A 22,876-nucleotide genomic window follows, 5' to 3' on the forward strand; every position below is an offset into this window, starting at 1 on the left:
CGCGGGTTGGGCGTCAGGCGAGTTTGACGGTCTCGGTCTTGAAATCCTTGCCGAGGGTCTCGAACACCTTGGCGACGATGCTCTTGGCGTCGAGGCCGGCGCGCGCATACATCGCTGCCGGCGTATCGTGATCGAGGAACACGTCGGGCAGCACCATCGCGCGCATGCGCAGGCCGCCGTCGAGCATGCCGTTCTCGGCGAGGAACTGCATCACATGGGAGCCGAACCCGCCGATCGAGCCTTCCTCGATGGTGATCAGGATCTCGTGGTCGCGGGCGAGCTTCATGATCATCTCTTCGTCGAGCGGCTTCATGAAGCGCGCATCCGCAATCGTGGCGGAGAGGCCGTGGGCCGCGAGTTCGTCGGCGGCCTTCTCGCATTCGGCGAGGCGGGTGCCGAACGAGAGCAGGGCAACCTTCTTGCCTTCGCGGATGATGCGGCCCTTGCCGACCTCGAGGGGAATGCCGACCTCGGGCATTTCGACGCCGCGGCCTTCGCCGCGCGGATAGCGCACCGCGCTCGGGCGGTCGTTGATCGCCACCTGGGTTGCGACCATGTGCACGAGTTCGGCCTCGTCGGAGGCGGCCATGATGACGAAATTCGGCAGGCAGCCGAGATAGGCATTGTCGAACGAGCCGGCATGGGTCGCGCCGTCGGCGCCAACCAGGCCGGCGCGGTCGATCGCGAAGCGCACCGGCAGGCTCTGGATCGCGACGTCATGGACCACCTGGTCATAGCCGCGCTGCAGGAAGGTCGAGTAGATCGCGCAGAACGGCTTGTAGCCCTCGGCGGCAAGCCCGGCCGCGAAGGTCACCGCATGCTGCTCGGCGATGCCGACGTCGAAGGTGCGGGTCGGGAACGCCTTGTTGAAGATGTCGATGCCGGTGCCGGACGGCATGGCGGCGGTGATGCCGACGACCTTGTCGTCCTTCTGGGCTTCCTTGACGAGGCTCTGGCCGAACACGTTCTGGTAGGCCGGCGCATTCGGCTTGGCCTTGGCCTGGGTGCCGGTGGCGACGTCGAACTTGACCACGGCGTGGTACTTGTCGGCGGAGGCTTCCGCCGGCGGATAGCCCTTGCCCTTCTGGGTCACGACGTGGACCAGGATCGGTCCGGTGTCCATGTCGCGGACGTTCTTCAGCACGGGCAGCAGATGGTCGAGGTTGTGGCCGTCGATCGGACCGACATAATAGAAGCCGAGTTCCTCGAACAGCGTGCCGCCGTCCATCATGAAGCCGCGGGAATATTCCTCGACGCGGTTGGCGCGGTTGGCCAGCACCTTCGGCAGGTGCTTGTTGATCTGCTTTGCCGCCTCGCGCAGCGAGCGGTAGGTCTTGCCGGAATACAGCCGCGACAGATAGGCGCTCATCGCACCGACCGGCGGGGCGATCGACATGTCGTTGTCGTTCAGGATCACGATCAGGCGCGAGTTCATGGCGCCGGCATTGTTCATGGCCTCATAGGCCATGCCCGCCGACATCGCGCCGTCGCCGATCACGGCGATCACGTTGTTGGTGCCCCCGGAGAGGTCGCGCGCCACGGCCATGCCGAGGCCGGCGGAGATCGAGGTCGAGGAATGGGCGGCGCCGAACGGATCGTAGTCGCTCTCGCTGCGCTTGGTGAAGCCGGACAGACCGCCGCCGGTGCGGAGCGTGCGGATGCGGTCGCGCCGGCCGGTCAGGATCTTGTGCGGGTAGGCCTGGTGGCCGACGTCCCAGATCAGCCGGTCGCGCGGGGTGTCGAAGATGTAGTGGATCGCGGTCGTCAGCTCGACCACACCCAAACCTGCGCCAAAGTGACCCCCGGTCACGGAAACCGCGTCGATGGTCTCCTGGCGGAGTTCGTCGGCGACTTGCCGCACCTGATCAATCTTGAGCCGGCGCAGGTCGTCGGGCGTCCGAATAGTGTCGAGAAGCGGCGTCTTACTGTATGTGGTCACAGCGATATTCCAGTTCTTGAGGTCAGGGCCAACGAGCCCGACCGGAGATGGGGCGCATCGATTGCGCCGTGAGAGTCCAGACGCCAGTTGCCGTCTTGGCAGGCCGGTGCCTGATTTTGAAAGCCTAGATGCACTCAGGATCGAACCACGTGATATGCATCACGCCGGTAGCTTCACCCGTCCCGGTCATTTTCGTCAGCCCTTTCAGAGGTATCCGCTGCCGCCAAATTAGCGGCAAGCTGCCCCCAAACAGCCATAGAACGGCAAGCTTTACACCAAAGCCAACCGCAAAGCCAAGCGGCCCACCCGCCAAGTTCCCGGAGGACCAGGGCGGGGGGAATTGAAAAATCTAGGTTTTTTAACCGCGGCGACGGGCGGAAGGTTCCAACTCAAGCAAATTCCCGCTAGCCGTGTCGTTCGCGCCGCACTGCTCGATCTGCCGCCAAGCCCGCTCGCGGGCCGCCGGATCGCCGATCGCAACGTCCAGGGCTGCCTTCGGAAATTCCATCCGCTCCTTCAGCGGCACCGGCCCGCACACGATCATGAAGAAATCGTATGGGTGCGGGCGCTCATTAGCCATCACGAACTGGAAATGCACCCGGAAGAAGTACCAGCGGAAGGTATTGTAGTGTTCGGGCTTGACGATGTCGCGGAAGCGGACCGGCACGATGGTCGGATTGCGCCTCTCGTCGCCGAGTTTGATGCCGTGGCCTGAGATCGGATCGAACTGGTAGAAGTTCATCACGTCCTTGCGGGCCTGACAGTCGACCCATTCGATCGAAGGCTCCAGCGCCAGCAGCCGCAAATGGTCGCGAAAATCCTGCGACACCTTGTGAAAGCCCACGATAGGAAGATTGCCGCCGATGGTGAGCAGCACCACGCGGGGGCCGTGGCGGCCGAGCGACGGGTCGCACTTCAGCGCCCGCGCCAATATCTCGGTCCCCAGGAACGATCCCGAGCTGTGGCCGACCAGCACGATCTCGTCGGCGTCGCTCGTGCGCGCGACCTTGATGAGGTGTTGCGCAAAGCGGTCGATGCGCTCGTCCCATTCCGGCCGCTGTCGGTGCGAGAACTCCCAGGTCCAGATCGTATCTGACAGCAGATAGAGCACGTAGGTGTTCTTTTCGGTGTATTTCAGCACCGTGCCGATCAGGGCGACGAAGATGGCGGTCGCCGCGGCAACGCTGAACAGATCGGGGATGCCGATCGCATTGAGGCCTTGTTCGAACACGAACGCGACTGCCGCAGTGCACAAGGCCTCCAGCAGCAGCACGACATGCGGATAGGTGATGAACGCCGTGAAACGCCAGTTCGCCCGCGTGAACCGCGCGATCGTGCCGGTGAAGACCAGCCCCCAATAGATCCAGACGGCATGAAACACGGTGCGCCAGATCGGCGCGGCGAGGTCGCGCTGAATGAAATCCTCGAATCGAAGGAAATCGTAGGAGGTGCGGGTCTGCCAGTCGGCCGCCTTGGTCTCGATGGTCCATGACGCGATCTCGTCGTCGGGAGCGACCGTCGGCCGGCTTATGGTGGCCGATAGCTGATAGAGGCGGCTGAATTTCCGCAGTTCGGTCCTGAACATGCGATAGTACTGCGCGAGGCCGCGCGGATCATACCCCTGGATATAAATGATATGGCGGTGCCGAACGCGCACGTACTGTCCCCAGATGACGTCGGGACTATAGCAGCCAGCGCCACGCGCCAAGAGCTATTTCGCTCGACTCTGGGGAAGACCGGCGAATTCGCCCGATGTTCTTGACGGTTGCGACGCAGCGCCGCGCTCGGATGGCGCTTTACTGTACGTCGAGCGGCTCGGTTCCGGTGGGCTGACCGCTGGCGTCGGTCGTGATCTTGTCGACGCGCGCTTCGGCCTGCCGCAGCAATTCCTCGCAGCGGCGCTTCAACGCCTCGCCGCGTTCATATATGGCGACCGATTCCTCAAGTGGCACCTTGCCCTCCTCAAGCCGCCTGACGATCGATTCAAGTTCCTCCATCGCGCGTTCGAAGGAGAGCTTCTTGACGTCGACCTTGTTGTTTTCGACTTGGGTGGTGTTTTCGGCCATTACTCGCGTTTCCCGATTCGCGTTTTTCGGCTGCGCCCCGTTCCCGGCGCAGAATCAAAGCAATTTTCTGCGGAAGTATTGTGGCGCCGATTTATGCGCCCATCAATGCGGTGACATGCGCGGCCACCGACTCTTTCAGTCCCTGCAGATCATAGCCGCCTTCGAGCACGGAGACCACCCGTCCATCGGCGTGCCGATCAGCGAGATCCAGAAGCTTGTGCGTCACCCAACCGAAATCCTCGGCCCTGAGGTTGAGCGAGGCAAGCGGATCCCGGTAATGCGCGTCGAAGCCCGCGGAGATGATGACGAGCTCGGGCCCGAATTTTTCCAGTTGCGGCAGGATCAGATTGTCGAACGCCGAGCGGAACTGCGCGCCGCCATCTTCGGGCGCGAGCGGCGCATTGACGATGGTGTCGTGCTCGCCGCGCTCGCCGCGGCTGCCGGTGCCTGGAAACAGCGGCATCTGATGCGTGGAGCAATACATCACGGTCGGATCGGCCCAGAAGATATCCTGGGTGCCGTTGCCGTGATGAACGTCGAAATCGACCACGGCGACACGACCGATGCCGAACTTGCGCTGGGCGTGGCGCGCGGCGATTGCGGCGTTGTCGAAGAAGCAGAAGCCCATCGGCCGGCTGGCTTCGGCATGGTGGCCCGGCGGCCGAACAGCGACGAAAGCATTCTGATGCTCGCCCGACAACACGGCATCCGCGGCCGCAACGGCGCCACCGACGCCACGCATCACAGCTTCCCAGGTGCCCGGCGACATCGAGGTATCGCCATCGATGTAAACCAGGCCGGAGGTTGGAGCGACGTGCCGGAGTTCGCCGACGTATAGCTCGCCATGGCAGAGCATGACGGAATCAAGGCTGCCTTCCGGCGCTTCGCCGCGCGACAGCGCCGAGAAGCGCTCTTCCCCGAGCACCTCCGCGACCGCACGCAACCGGTCGGGGCGTTCGGGGTGGCCTGGAGGCGTCAGGTGATCGAGGCAGGCGGGATGCGTCAGAAGAAGGGTCATGCAGGTTTCCGGCGCATGCGCTGCGCGTTCTTGCCAGTAAGACCCTATTTAGGCGTTCAACCGCCGCAGCGAAAGCCCCGCAGCCCCGGGGGTGGAGCGAAGCGTAACCCGGGAAACCCCCGCGCCGATCGAAGATACCCGGGTTGCGCTTCGCTCCACCCGGGCTACAGGTCAATTGACCCGCTCGATCCGATGACCTGCGACCGGCCCGACCGGGCTGTTCGCCTGGAAATAGGCCTGGAGGGCATCGACGTCATAGGGACCGGTCACCGGCGCCCGGCCTTCTTTCAGGACCGTGAAGCCGTCGCCGCCGAGCGAGAGGAAATTGTTGACCGTCACCCGGTAGCTCGCGACAGGGTCGATCGGTACGCCATTCAGCGTCATCCGTTCGGCGATGATGCGCTCGCCGTCGCCCTTGCTCGCATCCCAGGCATAGGCGAACCCTTTCGACACCTGCAGGATCCGCGGGCGCTTCGGGTCGAGCCATTGCTGTTCGAGCGTGTCCTTGATCTGCTTGCCGGTGAGCGTCAGCGTGATCAACTGGTTGCGAAACGGCTGGCTCGAGAACAGGTCGGCGTAGGTGACGGGGCCGTTCTCTCTCCGCGCAATATCGGTGCGCACGCCGCCGGGATTGGTGAAGGCGATCACGGCTCCGCCTTTGTCCGGCGCACTCGTTGCGGCGAGCTGGGCGTCGGCGATGACGTCGCCGAGCGCGCTTTCGCCGGCCTGGTTCGGCGCGCGCGACAGCGTTTCCGTCACCGAGCCCGCCGGACGGTTGGCGATCGGCGCGGCGAGCTTGTCATAGGCGTCAATCAGCGCGGTTTGATTCGGATCCTTGGCCAGCGTCTGGCTGCGGACGATGGTGTTCTCGGCCTTGGCGCTGATGACGTCACGCGTCTTCGGATCGAGCTTGAGGTCGATCGCGGTGACCAGCGTGCCGTATTTGTCGCCGGAGGTGACGAGCCGGCCGTCGATGTCGCAGACATAGGCCTGATGGGTGTGGCCGGAGATCACGACGTCGACCGCGCGGTCGAGCTTCTTGACGATGTCGACGATCGGGCCGGAGATGCCGGGGCATTCATTGTAGTCGCCGGTCGGGACGCCGCCTTCATGGATCAGCACCACGATCGCCTCGACGCCGCGCGCCTTCAATTCCGGAATGAGCGCATTCACCGTCTCGGCTTCATCGCGGAATTCGAGTCCGGCAGCGCTCGCCGGCGAGATAATGTTCGGTGTGCCCTTCAGCGTCAGGCCGATGAAGGCGACCGGGATGCCCTCGAACTCCCTGATTTCGTAGGGCGGAAACACCGTCTTGCCGGTGGCCTTCTCGAAGGTGCTCGCGGCGAGATAGTGGAATTTCGCGCCGAGGAAGGGATGAGGACCCTGGCATTTGTCGATGGGATGGCAGCCGCCATTCTGCATCCGCCGCAATTCGTCCATGCCCTCGTCGAACTCGTGATTGCCGACAGAAGCGACCTCGAGCCCCATGATCGACAGCGACTCGATGGTCGGCTCGTCATGGAACATCGCCGACAGGAACGGGCTCGCCCCGATCAGGTCGCCGGCGGCGACGAAGATCGCGTTCTTGTGTCCTTCGCGCAGTTGCCGCACCAAGGTCGCCATGTGCTCGGCACCGCCGGCCGGCACCACGATCTTCTTGGCCTTGTCGTCGGGATCGCTGATCCGGATGCCACCCGGCGGCGGCCGCAGATAGCCGTGGAAGTCGTTGATCGCGAGGATGCGAAGATCGACCGCCGCGCCGGTTTGGGCCTGGCAGGGCGCAAGGGCAAATCCAGCCAGCAGAGCTAGCGCTGCAAGGGTATGATGGAATCTCATGAGGCGACTATGGATAAGCGCCGCAACCATTTTGCGACGTCACGGATCAATTCTGCTTGCGCGTCAAGAATGCCTTGAAGGCGGCGATCGCTTCCTTGGAGCGCATCCGCTCGCCGAACAGATGGGCCTCCTGGTCGATCCGCCGGGTCAGGTCCTCCGGTGGGAGTCTTATCAGCTTGCGTGCGATCGCGACCGCGTCGGCCGGCAGCGCACAGATCTCGCGCGCCGCTTTCCGCGCTTCGGCTTCGGTGTGGCCCGGAGCCACCACGGCATTGACGAAGCCGGCGACGCGGGCGTCGTCGGCGTCCATGGTGCGGCCCATCACCAGCATTTCGAAGGCGCGCTGGTGCCCCATCGTGCGCGGCATCAACAGGCTCGAGGCGCCCTCGGGCACCAGTCCGAGATGGATGAACGGCGTCGAGAATGTCGCGGTGTTGCTGGCGAGCACATAGTCGCAATGGAACAGCATGGTGGTGCCGATGCCGATCGCGATCCCGTCGACGGCGGCGATGATTGGCTTGACGTTGTGCGCCAGCGAGTAGAGGAATTTGACCGCGCCGGAGGTGCGCACCGCGTCGGGATTGGCGGTGCCTTGCTTGACGAAATCCTCGACATCATTGCCCGCGGTGAACACGCCGGAGCCACCCGTGATGATGAGGCAGCGGATGTTCGGATTGTTCTGCGCGGTGTCGATCGCATCGCTCATCGCGCGATACATCTGCTCGGTGATCGCGTTCTTCTTCTCGGGCCGACGCATCGTGATCACGCGCGTTGCGGCTTCGTCGGTAACGATGAGGTGCCCGGTCATCAAGCGGTCCCTTGCGGAGGCGGCCACATTGCCGCCGGCGAACGATCGGCAATTCTACATGATCTTCGGTCGGCTCCCAACGTCCCGCCCGGCTTTCCCACGCTCTTGTCATTCCGGGATGCAGGCAGATCACATGGGCGCGCAATCCGCCCGCCCGCAGGCGCCGACGATCACGACCGCCACACGGTGTCTTCGGTCCAACCAAGGCTGGCGAATTCGGCGGCCCGGAGCGGGGCTTCTCCCTCCGAAAAGAACTCATCGAGCTGAGGCGGCGCGGCGGCCGTTCCGGACAGCATCGCGTGCGCCTGGCCGCGATGATGGATCTGGTGCTGGAACAGATGCATGAGGAGGCGGTCGCGACGTTCGGTCTGTACGGACGTGTCGCGATTGACCCGCACGATGCCGTTCAGCAGGTCAGGCGTCAGTCCATTGCAGATCGCGATCAGGCGCCCGTCGATGGCCGCTTGAGCAGGCTGCAGCTCGGCGACGGTTCGACATGGCACTTCGTTTTCCCAGGCTTGCGGCCCGAGCCATCCGCCTTCGAGCGCATCCACGTAGAACAGGTCGATGACGTAGATGTGGTTCAAGGTCCGCTGCAGGCTTGGAAAGAAGCCGGTCCGCTCGGCCTCAAAATCCTCCTGGCTCAGCTTTGCGCAGGCCGTGAGTAGCCGATGGTTGGCCCACGCATTGTTGTAGGCGAAAGCGCGATAGGTCTGAACAAGTCCGGCTGTCACGGCTGTTCCCCATGCGAAGATGGTGCCAGGATTACCCCAACAACACCGCGTCCGCGCCGTTGATGGCTTCCGCGCTGTCGGTCACCGTCTTCTCCAGCGATGGCGCCTGCACTGCGATGTTCTCGGCGAAGAAGCGTGCCAGCGCGATATGGCGTTGCGGGTCGCCGGCCGCGCCACCGCCCTTCACGGCAAGCGCTTCGCCGGCGAGCATGCAGCCGCCGAGCGTTGCGCCGAACAGGCGCAGATAGGGCGTGGCGCCGGCGAGCGCATCGTTCGGCGCCGAGGCGAGGCGCTCGAGCAGCCAGCGACTGGTGCGCTCCAGCGCGGCGAGCGCGTCGCGCAGCTTGGCGCCGGTGGTGCCGAAGGCGGGATCGTTGGAGGCCTCCACCTGCTTGACGATAGCGGAGAGCTCGTCGAGCAGCGCCCAGACCGAGGCGCCGCCATTGGCCGCGAGCTTGCGCGTGACCAGGTCGATCGACTGGATGCCGTTGGTGCCCTCATAGATCGCGGTGATGCGTGCGTCGCGATAATGCTGCGCTGCGCCGGTCTCCTCGATGAAGCCCATGCCGCCATGCACCTGCACGCCGAGATAGGCGACCTCGTTGCCGATATCGGTGGAGAAGGCCTTCGCGATCGGCGTCAGCAGCGCGCCGCGCGCGGCGGCTTCGGCGCGCACCTTCGTATCCTTGGCGCGCGTCGAAACGTCGAGTGCGACTGCAGTCGCATAGCAGATCGAGCGCGCGGCGGCGGTCATGGCGCGCATCTGCATCAGCATGCGCTTGACGTCGGGATGCACGATGATCGGGTCCGAGCCTTCGCCCTTGCTGCCGACGGCGCGGCCCTGGCGGCGTTCCTGGGCATAGGCGAGCGCCTGCTGGGTGGCGCGATCGGCAAGGCCGACTCCTTCGAGGCCGACCGCAAGGCGGGCCTGGTTCATCATCGTGAACATGCAGCGCATGCCCTGGTTCTCTTCGCCGATCAGGTAGCCGATGGCGCCGCCATGGTCGCCCATGGTCATGGTGCAGGTGGGCGAGGCGTGCATGCCGAGCTTGTGCTCGACGCCGGAGGGATAGATGTCATTGCGCGCGCCGAGCGAGCCGTCCGGATTGACCAGGAATTTCGGGATCAGGAACAGCGAGATGCCCTTGGTGCCCGCGGGCGCATCGGGCAGGCGGGCGAGCACGAAATGAACGATGTTGTCGGTCATGTCGTGGTCGCCATAGGTGATGAAGATCTTGGTGCCCTTGATGCGGTAGCTGCCGTCACCGGCGCGCTCGGCGCGGGTGCGCAGCGCGCCGACATCGGAGCCCGCCTGCGGCTCGGTGAGCTGCATCGTGCCGGTCCACTCGCCGGAGACGAGTTTTGCAAGATAGATGTTCTTCAGCTCGTCGCTGCCATGGGCGTCCAGCGCCTCGATCGCGGAGAGCGTCAGCAGCGGGCAGAGGCCAAACGCCGAGTTGGAGGCGCTCCAGATCTCCGTGCAGGCGGCATTGATCGCCAGCGGCAGGCCCTGGCCCCCGAACGCTTCCGGACCCGACACCGCGTTCCACCCCGCGGCGGCCCAGCGCTGATAGGCGTCGGGCCAGCCCGGCGCGGTCGTCACCTTGCCGTCAGCGAGCTTGATGCCGTGCTGGTCGCCGACCCGGTTGAGCGGCGCCAGCACGTCGCTTGCGAACTTGCCGGCCTCCTCCAGCACCGGCTGAGCGATGTCGCCGTCGAAATCGCCGTAATGGCCTGCGGCGAGGGCGGCTTTCAGACCGGCCCCATGGTTGAGGGCGAGCAGGATATCGTCAATCGGCGCGCGGTAGGTCATGGCGTCACTCCCGAGGGAACATTGGCGCCGTCTTCCCACGAAACCATGCGTCCCTCAACCGTCCGGATGACCGATTTGGGGGGAGAAACAGTTGAAATGGCCCGACTCCCTCTGTAGACCGGCGTTGCCAGACCGAGAGGGCTGCGGCTATGGTCCGCGCGCCTTCCGGGCCTGAAATTGGGGCGTAGCCAAGCGGTAAGGCAGCGGATTTTGATTCCGCCATTCGGAGGTTCGATCCCTCCCGCCCCAGCCAGCCGCTACCTTAACGCAAGATCGTTTGATAATCCGATTGTGTCAGCGACCTTCGGGGCTTATGCCCTGAACGGGCCGACCGCGATCAATCTCGTATTCGGCCCTGGTTGTGCCCTCTCGCGCTGGGTGCGCCCGGCACTTTGTCGATCAAAACAAGCCGTTCGCTTGGAAGGAAACTCGCCGTGACAGAATCGAAAGCCGTCATCATCGACCGGCATCCAGGCCGCTCTGCCCAAACCCTCGGGATTGCGCGAGAGCTTGGCACCGATCCGGATCTGATCCACGAGCCGTCGGTTGGCGTGGTCGGCACCAAAGGCGACAGTCAGTGCTACATGGGTGTGACGGCGAAGGTCGATGCCATCCACCAAAGCCTCAAGAGCCGTATCGGAAAGGGAGCAGGCCAGTTGAAGCTGCGCCTGGTCCAGCCGGAATACACGATCGCGACGTCGGACGGCATCCGCAATGGAACCCGCGAAATGCGCTATTCGCTGATCGGGCGGGAAGTCACTCACGATGCGCTCTGCGAGCACTTGAGCGCGACCGGTCTCGGCGGCACCATCGCCGTCGTAGCCTGTGACAAGCCGCCGGTCGGCACGCTGGCCGCGCTGCTCGAGCACAATCAGCCCGCGATCATCATGTCGGATGGGGCGATCCATCCCGGTACCGACCCGAGCACCGGCGAGAAGCTCGACATCGTCAGCGCCTATCAGGTCGCGGGTAACCCAGACGCCGAGTACCGCGACCACATCGCCTGTCATGCCTGCCCCGGATACGGCAGCTGCGGCGGCATGTTCACCTACAACACCATGCAGACATTCATCGGCGTCGTCGGCATGCAGCCGCTGCACATGGTGGCGCCACCGTCCGACGATCCCCGCCGCCTCAAGGAATTCCCGGACCAGCTGGTCGACTACCTCGCGCAAATGATCGCGAAGAACCTGAAGCCACGAGACATCGTGGTTCGCGATTCGATCCGAAACGCCGTCATCGTCGCAATGGCGGTCGGCGGCTCGACCAACGTCACCCTGCATGCGCCCGAGATCGCGCGCGCCGCAGGCTTTGCAGACTTCTGGAAAGAGGTGATGACGCCGGCCGAGTTCAATCATCTGTCGCAGCATGTCGTTCCGGTCCTCACCGATGCCCGTCCGTATGGCAAGTATTCGATGGTCGACATCGACCATGTTGGCGGCGTGCAGGTGATCGTGCGCGAGCTGCTGGAGGCCGGGCTTCTCAACGGCGACGTGATGACCTGCACGGGCGAAACGCTGGCGCAGCAGGTCAAGCACCTTAACACCAAGGCCGTCGATGGCACGGTGATCTATCCCGTCGCCAAGCCGTATAAGCCGACCGGAGGCCTGCGGGTTCTTGGCGGCAATCTGTCGCCGGAATTCTCCGCGATCCTGAAGCTTGCCGGCGTCGAAGGCGGACTGGAAAACAATCTATTCCGCGGCAAGGCGCGTGTGTTCGAAGGCGAGCAGGCCCTGCTTGACGCGCTCGACAAGACGCCCGAGCGATTCCAGAACAACGACATGATCATCGTGCGCTACGAGGGGCCGAGCGGCGCTCCGGGCATGCCGGAGATGCTTGACCCGACCTCGCGCATCACCACGCTGTGCCGCGAGCGGGGAATCGTGGTGGCGCTGATGACCGACACGCGGTTCTCCGGCGGATCGGTCGGCCTTGTCATCGGCCATGTCGGCCCTGAAGCGGCCCTTGGCGGACCGATCGCCCTCGTTCAGGACGGTGACGAGATCGTCGCGGACTTGAACAAGAACGAGCTCAACTGCACGGAGCTGTCGGATCCTGCCGTTCTCAGACAGCGCAAAGCCGCATGGGACAAGGTGGTGGCTGATAACGGCGGCATCCACCCGAATTGTGGCGACGCGGATACCCGCCTGCTGCATCGCGCGCGGCTCACCGCCGTTCCCGCGACCCGCGGCGGCGGCCTGCATCCGAATCGCGAGGTCTGGGTGCGCCAGCCGCGCGAAGCAAAGCCGTCGGGTTTTGTACCGACGAACAAGCACCGGCCGGAGACAAGAAAGGCATTCTAGAAACTGCAGTTAGCACCGCCGATGGAAATGTTTTCCGCGATCGAGACCGCGCCGTTCCCCCATGCAAACAGCGCGGTCGCTCGTCTCGGGGAAAGCCTCTTCAATGCGCAGACGGAATGAGAGCGCGCAAGACGTCCCAATTCCAGATCTGTCGTGCGCTATCGAACGCCGCGAAGTCATGGTCGAACTGCCAGTAGGCCCACGCCCAGCCAAATCGGTCGGCATTTCTCGCCACGAACGACAAGTATCTCAGGCGGCTTCGAGATGGAGCACGCTCATAAACCCCGAACTCGCCAAGATAGATGGGCCGTTTTTCCCGCTGTGACCAGAGAGCAATTCTGCTGAAATCGGCGACAATTTTCGCTTCGTCCTCTGGGGTACCCCAATCCAAGGGCCCAATCTTCGAGAACGTTCGGGACCATGGCGCGCCTTGATGCGTAAACCTTATGGGTGCGTAATAATGAAAGGTCACGATCAGCTTTCTGTCGCCGGCCGGCAGCACCAGTTCGTCAATAGGCGCATCGTCGGTGTTGAGAACAGCGGCAATCACAGTCCGCTCAGGGTTTGTGACCCGTACGATGCCAAGACATTCATTAAGAAGTGAGTTCCATTCGGCCGAGGTCATGTGTCCCCCGGGCTCATTCAGAATTTCGAAGATAAGCGCGGGGTATTTCCCCGCATACCGCGACGCAATCTGCGCCCAGAACGATTTGAGCTTCTCGGCGCATCCCGAGATGTTGCGTTGGCAAAAATCAGTATCGTGCTCATCGAGAATGGGAATGAGTTTCCGCGCAAGGACCTCTTCGATGACTGTATCAAGGCGTCTCAAGACGATTTCATCAAGGACGTTCTCCGAATCCATGTACTTGAAGCCGAAGAAGTTGATTCTGACGTGCGAGAAGCCTGCCTTTTGAATTGCGGTCAGATTCTCCAGGCGAAACGGCGCATTCTCGGCGCCTTGCCAGATGCCATCGTATCCCAGAATATTGATGCCGCGTCCCAGCGCCGCCGTGTCGCGAAATGCGCCCTGCTCAGACCCGTGGGCTTGCGGGCTCCAGGCTGCAAGGACAAATGCCAGCAGCGCAAGCCTGAACGCCTTTGCCGAGCGGGCAAGTATCGCAATCATCTTTACGCCAACTCGCGATAGCTGTGATCTTCCAACAGCACCGGCCGACAGGTTGCGAGAAAGAAGGCCAGCAAGAGCACCGAAGTGAACATCGTGGAACGAAGGAATATCGTCTCCGTGAAATTCGTCTGAAAGCTGAGGACGGAAAATCCTATAATCAGCGCACAGTGAAACCGATCGATCGATCGGGATGAAATCAGATAGAGCACCTTGTTCGAAAACAGGAAGACGCTCGCCGCAAAAAGCAGGTAACCCAGAAATCCCGTCTCCATGAGGATGGCGATGTAGCCGCTATGGTAGTTGTCGAGCACCCAGCCGTGGTTCTGCTCGAAGTAATCGTAGATCGATGGGGTCGTCCAAAATCCGTTTATTCCAAATCCGAGCAGGGGGGCGTCGTCGAAATGGCTTATGGCGTATTGCCAGATGAAGGTTCTCTCCGTGAAGTCGATTGTCCAGTCAGCGAGATGGATGGCGTCGTATCCGGTCAAGTAAAAATACAGGATCAAGAAGCCGGCGGCGATGCACATGACAAAAGGCAGCACCGCGTAGACTTTCATGCAATTCACCGACCGCAGCGAGGTGAAAAGCAAGCCGCAAGCCGCCAATGCCACGGCGCCGGCGCCTCGCGATCCCGAAGCCAGGACGCAGGTTGAAGCGAGCAGGAATGTAACGAGGAAGGGTAGCCATCTCTGCCCCGTTATCTTTCGATAGTAGGCGAAAAACATGAGATAGGCGCCCACAAAGCCCAGGGTTTGTTTTGACTCGAAAACACCTTGCCATTGACCACTGTGCATCCAGCTCTGGTCGATTCCGATATCGGGCACGAAAGCCGCGAAGGCAGCGGATGCCGCCAGCAGTATAAAGAGGCCGCGAGTGATCGATTTGACGATGTCATCGATGTCAAGCCGCGTGATAAGACAGAACGCGCCGAAGGTTGTTATCGCGAGAGCCGCGCTTTTCATGATTGCCGCAAGGCTCAGATTTGTCCAAAGCACGGAGATGGCGGCAAGCACGTAGAACGAGACGATCGCGACCAAGTCAGGGTTGAACGCCAGCCGCAGATTGGGTCGCACAAACGCGCTTGCATAGATCAGCAGGATCCACATCGACAGAGCAGCGAATTGCTGCAGATAGGTCTGTTCCACCGCCAACAGTGCAGTGTTGAAGGTCCCCATCGATGCGACGACGTTGATGGTGATGGACCAATTCATGATGAGCTTCGCGGCCCGCTCGATGTCGATGCCGCGCGTTTGGCGGATCGCGCCGTCAAACGTGCTCGTGTCGATCTGAATTTGTGCTCCGGCCATGGAATGAGCTTGGTGAAGCACGGTTAATTATTTGCTAGTCCAGCCGGGCGGGGCGGACACGAGGCGTGCCGAGCTGCGCAGCGTCAGTCGTGCTTGGTTGCCGTGGAACGGCTCCTGTTAAACAGCAGATAGAGCGCGCGCGGGTTGGTGGTCAGGTAACGCCAGAACAGCCGGCGCGGCTCGAGCCAGACTCGCCAGGCCCATTCCAGCCCGACATTCTGCATCCATTGCGGAGCGCGGGGACGGGTGCCGGAGAGGAAGTTGAACAGCCCGCCCGAGGTCTTGATGACGCCGACATTGGAGAGCCGCGGCGTGAACTCTTCGACAAAGGCCTGCTCGTAGGGTACGCCGAGGGCGACCCAGAGATAGTCGGGAGCCAGCGCATTGATCTCGTCGACCTTGGCGCGCAGCGCATCGCCGCGCAGATAGCCATGCGAGTGGCCGACGATCTTCAGCCTTGGATACATTCTGCGGACATTGGCGACGGCGACTGCGTTCTCGGCCTCGTCGGCGCCGAACATATAGAAGGAGAGCCCGGCCGCCTCGGCCTTGCGAGCGACGATGTGGAACAGGTCGGTGGTGGCGACCCGTTCGGGGAGCGGCTGCGATGATTTGAAACGCGATACCGTGACCAGCGGCTGTCCGTCGGCATTGATGAGGTCGGCGGCGCGGAACAGGCGCTCGGTCATCGGCTCGGTCGAGCAGCGCGCCACCACCTCGCCATTCGCCGAGGTCAGATAGAGCGGACGGCTCGCGCGGCGTTCTGGCGAGACCTGTTCGATCATGAAATCGGCGGTCTGCTCGAGATCGAGCACGGCGAGGCGGAGCCCTCCGACCGTGACGCGGGGGATTTCGGCGGTGACGGCCCTGCCGATGGGGTTTGCGCGACGTTCGCGCGTATCGTCTTTTTCCGATGCTTGACGGCGTGACGTCGGGCCCATCGGCGCTCCGCGCGACCTGTCGCAAATCCGGACAGCCGAGACAGCCCGATCGAAACCGAGACGTCTACTCCGTTCGCCCTCGTCCCGTGACGTCGAAATCGGGCCGGAAACCTGCTCTTTCACCATGACACAAGCGCTTCAGTTAGAGATTCCAATTACCGCCCACCCGAAGTGCAATATGCGGTCCATCAGCGGCCGGGACCGCATGCGGCAGTTCGATGCCGCATGAACTGGTTAACCGTGCGTGAAGGTGTGGAGGGCTCGCTAACCACAATGAATGGTTACGCGATGCGCGGCGACCGCAGGGCCGGCCATTATCAAGCCTTTGGTAAGAAGCCGGGCGCCGCCGCAACCACGATACGTTAATCCAGATCGCGTTTTGCCCATGTCTCCGGCAGTCTGCCTCTGCTAAAAGGTCGCAGGCCCGGCCCGACCGGCGCCCTGAGTAAGTCCGGCCTGTCTGCTCGCACGTATGAACAAGAACAAAAATAATAGCGGCGCGTTCGATGTCTGCATCGACGACGCATTTGACTTTCTGTCTCAAGAGTACGCCGAACTGTTCGAGGGTTCAGACGCCACGGCGTTTCAACATCCGGTGTGGCTGGACACGCTGTATCGCAAGCTGGCGCCCGCCGCGGCAGCGAAGCCCCTGGTCGTCGCGATCCGCCGTCGCGCGACCGGAAGGCTGGCGATGGTGTTGCCCTTGCTGCGGGTGCCGCGCGGACCGATGCAGACGGTCGAATTCGCAGACCTCCGTGTGTCCGATTATCTGACCCCTGTCTGCACGGCCGAGGTATTTTCTGATCTGCTTCGCGACGAGGATGCCTGCCTGACGCTCCGGCAGCTCGTCAGGCCTTTCGACCTGTTGCGAATGTGCAAGCTTCCTGATGGAAGAATGCCGGTCGAAAATCTTCTGGCGGCGCCTCGCCGTGTCTTCATGGAGACGAATGCGTACGCGACCGTGCTGGTCGCGCCGTTTGAGCAATGGCGAGCCAGCGCGCTGAGCCGCTCCTACCAGAAGGAACTCGCAAAGAAGCTGCGCCAGCTCCAGAAGAAAGGCACGTTGAGCTTTTCATGCTGTGATGACCGTGCATCCGTCATAGCCGCGATGGAGATGATGAAGAAATTTCGCGGCCCGCGTTTTCGAGCCCGTGGCGATGGCGACCTGTTGCAACGTCGCGAATATTTCGACTTCTATTCGAACATAGCGCTCCGCGGTCTGGGAGCTTTTGTTCGGCTGTACACCATGAAGATGGACGGAAACCTGATCGCGGCAGTATTGGGATTGTGCCACCGCGGCAGCTTCCTGGTCATCATGAGCGCGTTCGACATCGCGGGATACAAGAGCCAATCCATCGGCGCGCTGATGTTCGAACAAGTCGCCAGGGATTGCATCGAGCGCGGGGATCAGGTCCTGGACTTCACCATTGGCGACGAACCATACAAGAGGATGTTTGGCGCTCAGCCCTCGCCGTTGTGGAGCGTGACTCAGGCCGGTAGCGTCGCCGGCTCCCTTGCCTTGTTCGCGCTACGCCAAGCGCCCTGGATCAAGCTGGCCGCCAAAAGGATGGCCGCATTCAAGCTGCTGCCGGTCCGCACTTGAACTTGAATGTTCTCGGCAGCCCTTGGGTTGTCTCAGGCACGAAGCACGCTGCGGACGCGCGCGATCCATCCCGGTCGAATCCGATCGACCCGATGGGTGATATTGCGACGAAGAAAATGCATCCTGCGCCGTACGTTCCATCTTATGTCGCTGCTCGACGTCAGGGCCCGGCGAAAGTGCGCCATCCGCAGCGAGTGCTGGTCGGCTGCGATCTTGCCCGGATCGGAATAGAACTGCGATATCTTCTCCTTGCCCATGCCGTCGGTTTCGAGCCAGCGCGGCACATACTCCGTGCAAAGGCGCTCAACATCCACCAGAAGACGGCTTACTCCGGTGCCGGCTGCAGGACAGTTGGTTTGAAAAGCATCACCAATCAGCACGACGCCCGGCTGCAGATGTCCTTCGGCGGCAGACAGGTCCATCACCCAATTCTGCACCGGACCGATAACGTTGAAATCTCCGAGATAAGATTGCAATCCCGGCATGAGGCGGAGCAGCGTCGATTTCGTTTCGCGTCTTAGCTCGCGCATGATCGGATCCGTCGGATCGCGAAACATGAACAGATTTGCCCGCATACCGGCCCGTACGGGAAACAGACTGAGATAGTCGACGCCGTCGGCGGCCCGTTCGCCATAGCAGGTGAGCGCCTCGAATCCGAACGGCGAATTGTCTGGACGTGCAATCGTGAAGCCGAACGAAACCGAATGGCGTTCGGCGAGAATGCGCCGCGTGATTCCGAGACTGTGCCCAAGAGCTCCGGCCATACCCGTCGCCAGGACGACGAGCCGCGCAGTGACGCGCTTCCCGGAGGCCAAACGGAGATGTTGAACGTCATCGCTGCAGCTTACGGCTGTAACCTGGTCGACGATGAAGCCGGAATGCATCGACATCAGGCGTCGCGCCATGGCAACGAGATCGGCATAGGGAAGGCCATAGGTCTGTCCGGCGCTGACGTCGACCACCCGACCTTCCCTGATGTTGATCACGCGGTCATACGCACACGCGACGGTCTCGAGTTCGCGAATGAAACCCAGCCTGCATAGGATATCGACTTGTCGTCCGGCGATCTTTTCGACGCGGAATTCTTCCGGATAAACCGCGCGCTTATCGATCAGGACAACCTGGTGTCCCGCCCTGGCGAGAACAGCCGCCGCGAGCGATCCCGCCAGCCCGCCGCCGACGATCGCGACGTCAGTGGTGATGGATTCGTCTTCCGCGATCGGTCGTATCACCTTCTCACTCACCATCATGCTGTCGTCCCCGACGATTGATGGCGGCGGAACTGCAATTTCCTCGCCTGATATTCGCTTCGCCGAGTCGGCACGATCATTTTTGAGCATCGCGGTTAACGCCGGCATATCGGCACGATCAGGGTATGTCCCGGCACGCGCTTTGCTCAACGAGTATCGTGAAATCTATTCCCGATTGCTCAGTGAAAGGGCGGACCATTGTTTACCGTCAGGTCGGGAGGCCATTTTCGCGCAAACGGACAGTGGTTGCGCGGATTTGGCTTCCGTAATCATCGTTGTGCCGTCGCACCGGCAATTCCGGGAGTTTATCGTCTGCCCTGTCCGGAAACAGACGGGACAGCGGCGTTCCAGAATGAAGCAGGCTTGCCCCGGAGCACTGCCGCGCGCCGAGAACCAAATCTTAGGCGCCGGCTATTAACACTCGCGGCTTGCACGCATGTTAGGTTTTGGACCGGCTATCAGCTACGAGCATCTTGAAAGGATAGATGCCCTGTACTTCGCATGATCGATTCCATTCTCCAGTTGATGCGACGCGACGTGACGCGCGGTGTTGCCGGGACCATTCTTCTCAAGGTCGGCAGCGGCGGCCTTGCGTTCGCGCTCTTTTCGCTCGCAGCACGGGCCATGTCGCCGGATGCCTTTGGCGCTTTCGCGATGTGGCTGTCTGTCGCCCAGATCGCATCGGTCGTGGGGCTGGTCGGCCAGGAGCTGCTCCTGGTTCGATTCCTGAATGAGTACCAGGTGCGGGAACAGGCCGATCTCACCAAGGGTGTGCTGCTATCGAGCTTGAAGATCTCCTCCATTGGAATGCTGATCGTCATTATTGCGATCGCAGCAGGCGCGAGCGTGCGCGGCGATACGTGGCTGCTGATCCTTGCGGTCTCCGCCTTTACGGCCGTGAATGCAGGGCTCATGCTCGGCAGTCAGATTGCACGATCCCTGATCAGCATTCTGATGGGCGAAGGCAATCGGGAATTTTTTTGGCGGATTGCCGTCGTGTTGTTCTTGGTTGCGGCATTGTTCGGCCATGGACGACTCGATCCCGCACAGTTGCTCGCCGTGATGGCGATCGCGATGGCCATTGGGCTCGCGATTCAAGTCGTTACGATCGCACGGGCTCTGCCGAATTTGCGCAACGTGCCGGCGGGCTCGGAGAGCTCCCGCTGGAGATCAAGCGCGCTTCACTTCTGGGTTTCTTCCATTCTTGAGGCGGCCAATCAGTACTTCGACGTGATCCTGGTTTACTGGATGCTGGATCCGGCCACGGCCGGCGTCTATTTTGCCGCCTCGCGCCTGGCGAACATCTTCGCCATGCTCTCGGCCGCCCTTTACAGTTTCGGCGCCCGCCGTCTGCCGTCGCTGTATTTCAGTAAAAATCACCGGGAGTTCGGCCACACGCTGCAGCTCATGGCGGAGGTGACCGCGCTTTGCGTTATCGCCGGGCTCGCCGTTGTCTGGATCGGCGCGCCTCATCTCCTCGGCCTGTTCGGACCTCATTTCGCCGCCCAGCAATGGGTGCTGATCGTGCTTGCGCTCGGCACTGCCTTTCAGGCTGCCGGCGGTCCATCCGCCGCCATCCTGCAGGTGACGGGCCATGAGCGTGACTATGTTCCCGTCGTCGCCGGGAATGTCGTACTGCGCCTTGTCGGGTTTCTCGTCCTCATTCCCTGGCTCGGCGTACTCGGCGCCGCCATTTCGGCCACTGTTTCACTGGCGCTCGCCACCATCGCCCTCAACGTGCTGTGCCGTCGCCGAACCGGCGTTGATCCTTCGATCCTTGCGCTTTCGCGCTTCTTGTCCTCGAAAGCAGAACCCTATGCGGTCCGCGTCGCGGACTCTAAGGACTAATGGCCGTTCAACTCGCCAGCCCCAACGTCTCGCGCTGAGATTGCGCAATGACGGAACCGATGGACACGCGATTGACGACGAGTCCCGTCGGCACCGCGCCGAACTTCGACAGGCCGGCCGTTGCCCGTTGAATTGCCGCCGGGGCGGAAGCTCCGTCGCGAACCACGACAATGATCAGATCGGCATGGGGTGCCAGCGTTCCCGCGTCGGGCTGCGCAGCGAGGGATGATGCATCGACGACGATCATGTCGAACTCTTTGCGAATGTCGTCGGCAGGGAGCGGGCCTGTCTGTGTGCCGGCACTCAAGAGGACATTGACCGAGCGAAGGTCTGTCCTGGTGATGCCTCGCTCTTGCCGGTCGGCTGCGGCGGCCCTTGCAGCGGGGAGATCCGATTGCAGCTCGATCAGAACGCTGAGCATCCCCTTGTTCAGGGCGGATCGATTCAGCGATCGTGCAACGGTGCTGCCGCCTGCGCCATTCTCGATCGACATCACGAGGACTACCTTGCCGCCGGACCCCGGCAGCTCGTCGATTTTCTCGATCAGCGAGCGCAGGTAGGCACTCAGGTCAAGTTCGGCAGTTGCCACGATCGGCTTTTGCCAGACACTTCTGGTGGATTCCTGTGCCGGAAGGTCGGGAATGCGGACCCAGACCGGCAGCTTCGGCGGCAATTCGGGCTGGGGCGGCAGTTTGGGCTGGAGCGAAGGTGAATTCGCCCGGCGCACCTTCGGGGCGGGCCTGTCCAGAACGGTCTTGATGTCCGGTACGGCCACCACCGCCGTCGATATCAGCATCGAGGCAACGGCAAGCGCGGCCAGCAGCAGCAAAAGCGGCGGCCGGGTGGGACGAAGCGGCGGAATGGCAAGCGAAGCGATCTTGGTCTGCGAGCTCTGCAGCAGGCGCTGCTCATTGGTGGTCTTGAACCGCGACAGAAACTGCTCGTAGATATTCCGGTTGGCCTCCGCGTCGCGCTGCAGCTCCTGCAGCCTGACGAGTGCCTGACCGTCGATCAGTATCTGCGATTCGGCCGCCTTCAACTGATCTTCCAGTGATTTCTGCTGCTCGCGTTGGGCTTCATATTCGGACTTTGCGGTTTCGATGTTCTTCTTCCGCTCGATCTCAATCTGCCTGTTGAGATCGTTGAGCTGGCTGTAAGAGATCACGAGATCAGGATGGCGATCGCCGAACACCGCACGTTTCTGCGCGATCTGGTCATTGAGCGCCGACCGCTGAGCGCGCAGGGCGCTCAGCAGGTCCTGTCTGACCGGCCCATCGACATTGGCCTTGAGGTCGCGTTGCGCCTGCTCGTAGCGGGCCCTTGCTTCTTCGGTACGCGCGCGAGCAGCAGAGACCTGCTGCGTCAGATCGGTAACGCGCAATTGCTGGGTCGTGGCATCCTTGCCGGCATTGACGATCCTGTGCTCGAGCTTGAACGCGGCCACGGCATCCTCTGATGCTCGCAACCGGTCGTTCAATGTCTTGAGCCTGCTGCTGAGCCAGTCGGCCGCCTCGTCGGTCGCCACGGTGCGGGCGCGGCCCTGGTTGGCGACGAACGCCTCAGCCACGGCGTTAGCGTAATAAGCGGCTCGATCCGGGCGGTTCGAAGTGAACCTGAAACCGATCACGTAAGTCAGCCCGCGGCGGGAAATATCGAGCCGGTTGCGGAATCGTTCGAGCAGGCGCGTGGTGTCGGTTTGACCGCCGGCGATATCTTCGTCGTCTCGAACCTTGAGCTGCTCGATGAGCGGTCGGAGAAAGCCGTCGGACTTGGCGATTTCAACCAGGCTCTGAAGCGCGGCGGCATCCTGGCCGATACCCGGCAGCACGTCCTGATCGGTGGTCACGCGCTGCTCTCGCGGATCGACAACAACCAGTGCGGTTGCTGCATACCGAACCGGAATCAACAGCAAGGCGATGACACCAATCGTGAAGATGACCAGCGCGAGCATCACGATGCGCCGGCCATTTTCCCGCAGAAAGGAAAGCATGCCCGAGATGGTCAGCAATCCCTTAATGCGTTGGGCAGAGGTCGCGCCGGGCGGCGAACCTGGAGCTTCCCACGACGCCGCGGTGGACTCCGTCGGACCGGAACTTCTCGGGCCTGCGCGGCTACCGAACATCATGGGTTTTGACTCGAATTCAACTGGCAGACACGGTTCAGTGGCCTGCCCCAACGTAAATATCTATGGTTAATCCGCGGTTACCCCCTGTCGGCGACGCCATGACCAATTAGTTAACGAACTGGCTCTATCTTCCCGCGATGCAACGACGTCTCTTCCGCA

The 22,876-nt window shown here is 62.2% G+C and carries 16 protein-coding genes and 1 tRNA gene; 4 read left to right on the forward strand and 13 right to left on the reverse strand.

The window, feature by feature from the left end:
- Positions 1-13: 13 nt before the first annotated feature.
- The 8 genes from dxs to I6F35_RS14310 all read right to left on the reverse strand — a co-directional run bounded on the left by dxs (position 14) and on the right by I6F35_RS14310 (position 10,214).
- On the reverse strand, positions 14-1,939 hold the full coding sequence (gene dxs, locus I6F35_RS14275) for a 1-deoxy-D-xylulose-5-phosphate synthase (RefSeq protein WP_225118314.1): 1,926 nt from the start codon (positions 1,937-1,939) through the stop codon (positions 14-16).
- A gap of 358 nt (positions 1,940-2,297) precedes the next feature.
- Positions 2,298-3,647, reverse strand: coding sequence for a hypothetical protein (locus I6F35_RS14280; protein ID WP_225118315.1), 1,350 nt, complete (start codon positions 3,645-3,647; stop codon positions 2,298-2,300).
- Positions 3,648-3,735: 88 nt separating this feature from the next.
- On the reverse strand, positions 3,736-4,005 hold the full coding sequence (locus I6F35_RS14285; protein ID WP_225118316.1) for an exodeoxyribonuclease VII small subunit: 270 nt from the start codon (positions 4,003-4,005) through the stop codon (positions 3,736-3,738).
- Between the two features lie 91 nt (positions 4,006-4,096).
- Positions 4,097-5,023, reverse strand: a complete 927-nt coding sequence (locus tag I6F35_RS14290; RefSeq protein ID WP_225118317.1) for a histone deacetylase family protein — start codon at positions 5,021-5,023, stop codon at positions 4,097-4,099.
- Positions 5,024-5,194: 171 nt separating this feature from the next.
- Entirely contained in the window at positions 5,195-6,859 is a 1,665-nt protein-coding gene (locus tag I6F35_RS14295) for a bifunctional metallophosphatase/5'-nucleotidase (RefSeq protein ID WP_225118318.1), read from the reverse strand.
- 46 nt (positions 6,860-6,905) lie between these two features.
- A complete protein-coding gene (locus I6F35_RS14300; RefSeq protein WP_225118319.1) occupies positions 6,906-7,667 on the reverse strand; it encodes a crotonase/enoyl-CoA hydratase family protein in 762 nt (253 codons plus the stop codon).
- Positions 7,668-7,837: 170 nt separating this feature from the next.
- Positions 7,838-8,401 carry a DinB family protein gene (locus I6F35_RS14305; protein ID WP_225118320.1) on the reverse strand — a complete coding sequence of 188 codons (564 nt, stop codon included), beginning with the start codon at positions 8,399-8,401 and terminating at the stop codon, positions 7,838-7,840.
- A gap of 31 nt (positions 8,402-8,432) precedes the next feature.
- Complete coding sequence (locus tag I6F35_RS14310) at positions 8,433-10,214, reverse strand: acyl-CoA dehydrogenase (protein WP_225118321.1); 1,782 nt, start codon at positions 10,212-10,214, stop codon at positions 8,433-8,435.
- A gap of 178 nt (positions 10,215-10,392) precedes the next feature.
- Here I6F35_RS14310 and I6F35_RS14315 point away from each other — a divergent pair.
- Positions 10,393-10,467: transfer RNA gene (locus I6F35_RS14315), tRNA-Gln, on the forward strand.
- 181 nt (positions 10,468-10,648) lie between these two features.
- Positions 10,649-12,517, forward strand: coding sequence for a dihydroxy-acid dehydratase (locus I6F35_RS14320; protein ID WP_225118322.1), 1,869 nt, complete (start codon positions 10,649-10,651; stop codon positions 12,515-12,517).
- 100 nt (positions 12,518-12,617) lie between these two features.
- Here I6F35_RS14320 and I6F35_RS14325 read toward each other — a convergent pair whose 3' ends face one another.
- The 3 genes from I6F35_RS14325 to I6F35_RS14335 all read right to left on the reverse strand — a co-directional run bounded on the left by I6F35_RS14325 (position 12,618) and on the right by I6F35_RS14335 (position 15,891).
- Entirely contained in the window at positions 12,618-13,643 is a 1,026-nt protein-coding gene (locus I6F35_RS14325) for a cellulase family glycosylhydrolase (RefSeq protein ID WP_225118323.1), read from the reverse strand.
- Positions 13,644-13,645: 2 nt separating this feature from the next.
- Positions 13,646-14,950 (reverse strand): O-antigen ligase family protein, encoded by a 1,305-nt coding sequence (locus I6F35_RS14330; RefSeq protein ID WP_225118324.1) that lies wholly within the window; start codon positions 14,948-14,950, stop codon positions 13,646-13,648.
- Positions 14,951-15,033: 83 nt separating this feature from the next.
- Positions 15,034-15,891, reverse strand: coding sequence for a WecB/TagA/CpsF family glycosyltransferase (locus tag I6F35_RS14335; protein WP_225118325.1), 858 nt, complete (start codon positions 15,889-15,891; stop codon positions 15,034-15,036).
- Positions 15,892-16,363: 472 nt separating this feature from the next.
- Between I6F35_RS14335 and I6F35_RS14340 the strand changes: the two genes are divergently transcribed.
- The gene (locus I6F35_RS14340) at positions 16,364-17,494 is read left to right on the forward strand and encodes a GNAT family N-acetyltransferase (protein WP_225118326.1); all 1,131 of its coding nucleotides are present in this window, start codon (positions 16,364-16,366) and stop codon (positions 17,492-17,494) included.
- Between the two features lie 32 nt (positions 17,495-17,526).
- Here I6F35_RS14340 and I6F35_RS14345 read toward each other — a convergent pair whose 3' ends face one another.
- Positions 17,527-18,741: an NAD(P)/FAD-dependent oxidoreductase gene (locus tag I6F35_RS14345; RefSeq protein ID WP_225118477.1), complete on the reverse strand. Its 1,215-nt coding sequence runs from the start codon at positions 18,739-18,741 to the stop codon at positions 17,527-17,529.
- A 504-nt stretch (positions 18,742-19,245) separates the two neighbouring features.
- Here I6F35_RS14345 and I6F35_RS14350 point away from each other — a divergent pair.
- Positions 19,246-20,592: a polysaccharide biosynthesis C-terminal domain-containing protein gene (locus I6F35_RS14350; protein ID WP_225118327.1), complete on the forward strand. Its 1,347-nt coding sequence runs from the start codon at positions 19,246-19,248 to the stop codon at positions 20,590-20,592.
- 7 nt (positions 20,593-20,599) lie between these two features.
- On the opposite strand, the gene I6F35_RS14355 is transcribed toward I6F35_RS14350, so the two are convergent.
- The gene (locus I6F35_RS14355) at positions 20,600-22,717 is read right to left on the reverse strand and encodes a Wzz/FepE/Etk N-terminal domain-containing protein (protein WP_225118328.1); all 2,118 of its coding nucleotides are present in this window, start codon (positions 22,715-22,717) and stop codon (positions 20,600-20,602) included.
- Positions 22,718-22,876: the final 159 nt, after the last annotated feature.

The organism is Bradyrhizobium sp. BRP22 (assembly GCF_020194175.1).
GTDB lineage: Bacteria > Pseudomonadota > Alphaproteobacteria > Rhizobiales > Xanthobacteraceae > Bradyrhizobium.

Excerpts from the sequence above, each read along its gene's own strand:
- I6F35_RS14285 (WP_225118316.1), bottom strand. The coding sequence starts at position 4,005 with ATGGCCGAAAACACCACCCAAGTCGAAAACAACAAGGTCGACGTCAAG.
- I6F35_RS14290 (WP_225118317.1), bottom strand. The coding sequence starts at position 5,023 with ATGACCCTTCTTCTGACGCATCCCGCCTGCCTCGATCACCTGACGCCT.
- I6F35_RS14295 (WP_225118318.1), bottom strand. The coding sequence starts at position 6,859 with ATGAGATTCCATCATACCCTTGCAGCGCTAGCTCTGCTGGCTGGATTT.
- I6F35_RS14300 (WP_225118319.1), bottom strand. The coding sequence starts at position 7,667 with ATGACCGGGCACCTCATCGTTACCGACGAAGCCGCAACGCGCGTGATC.
- I6F35_RS14310 (WP_225118321.1), bottom strand. The coding sequence starts at position 10,214 with ATGACCTACCGCGCGCCGATTGACGATATCCTGCTCGCCCTCAACCAT.
- I6F35_RS14325 (WP_225118323.1), bottom strand. The coding sequence starts at position 13,643 with ATGATTGCGATACTTGCCCGCTCGGCAAAGGCGTTCAGGCTTGCGCTG.
- I6F35_RS14330 (WP_225118324.1), bottom strand. The coding sequence starts at position 14,950 with ATGGCCGGAGCACAAATTCAGATCGACACGAGCACGTTTGACGGCGCG.
- I6F35_RS14335 (WP_225118325.1), bottom strand. The coding sequence starts at position 15,891 with ATGGGCCCGACGTCACGCCGTCAAGCATCGGAAAAAGACGATACGCGC.
- I6F35_RS14340 (WP_225118326.1), top strand. The coding sequence starts at position 16,364 with ATGAACAAGAACAAAAATAATAGCGGCGCGTTCGATGTCTGCATCGAC.
- I6F35_RS14345 (WP_225118477.1), bottom strand. The coding sequence starts at position 18,741 with ATGGTGAGTGAGAAGGTGATACGACCGATCGCGGAAGACGAATCCATC.
- I6F35_RS14350 (WP_225118327.1), top strand. The coding sequence starts at position 19,246 with ATGATCGATTCCATTCTCCAGTTGATGCGACGCGACGTGACGCGCGGT.
- I6F35_RS14355 (WP_225118328.1), bottom strand. The coding sequence starts at position 22,717 with ATGATGTTCGGTAGCCGCGCAGGCCCGAGAAGTTCCGGTCCGACGGAG.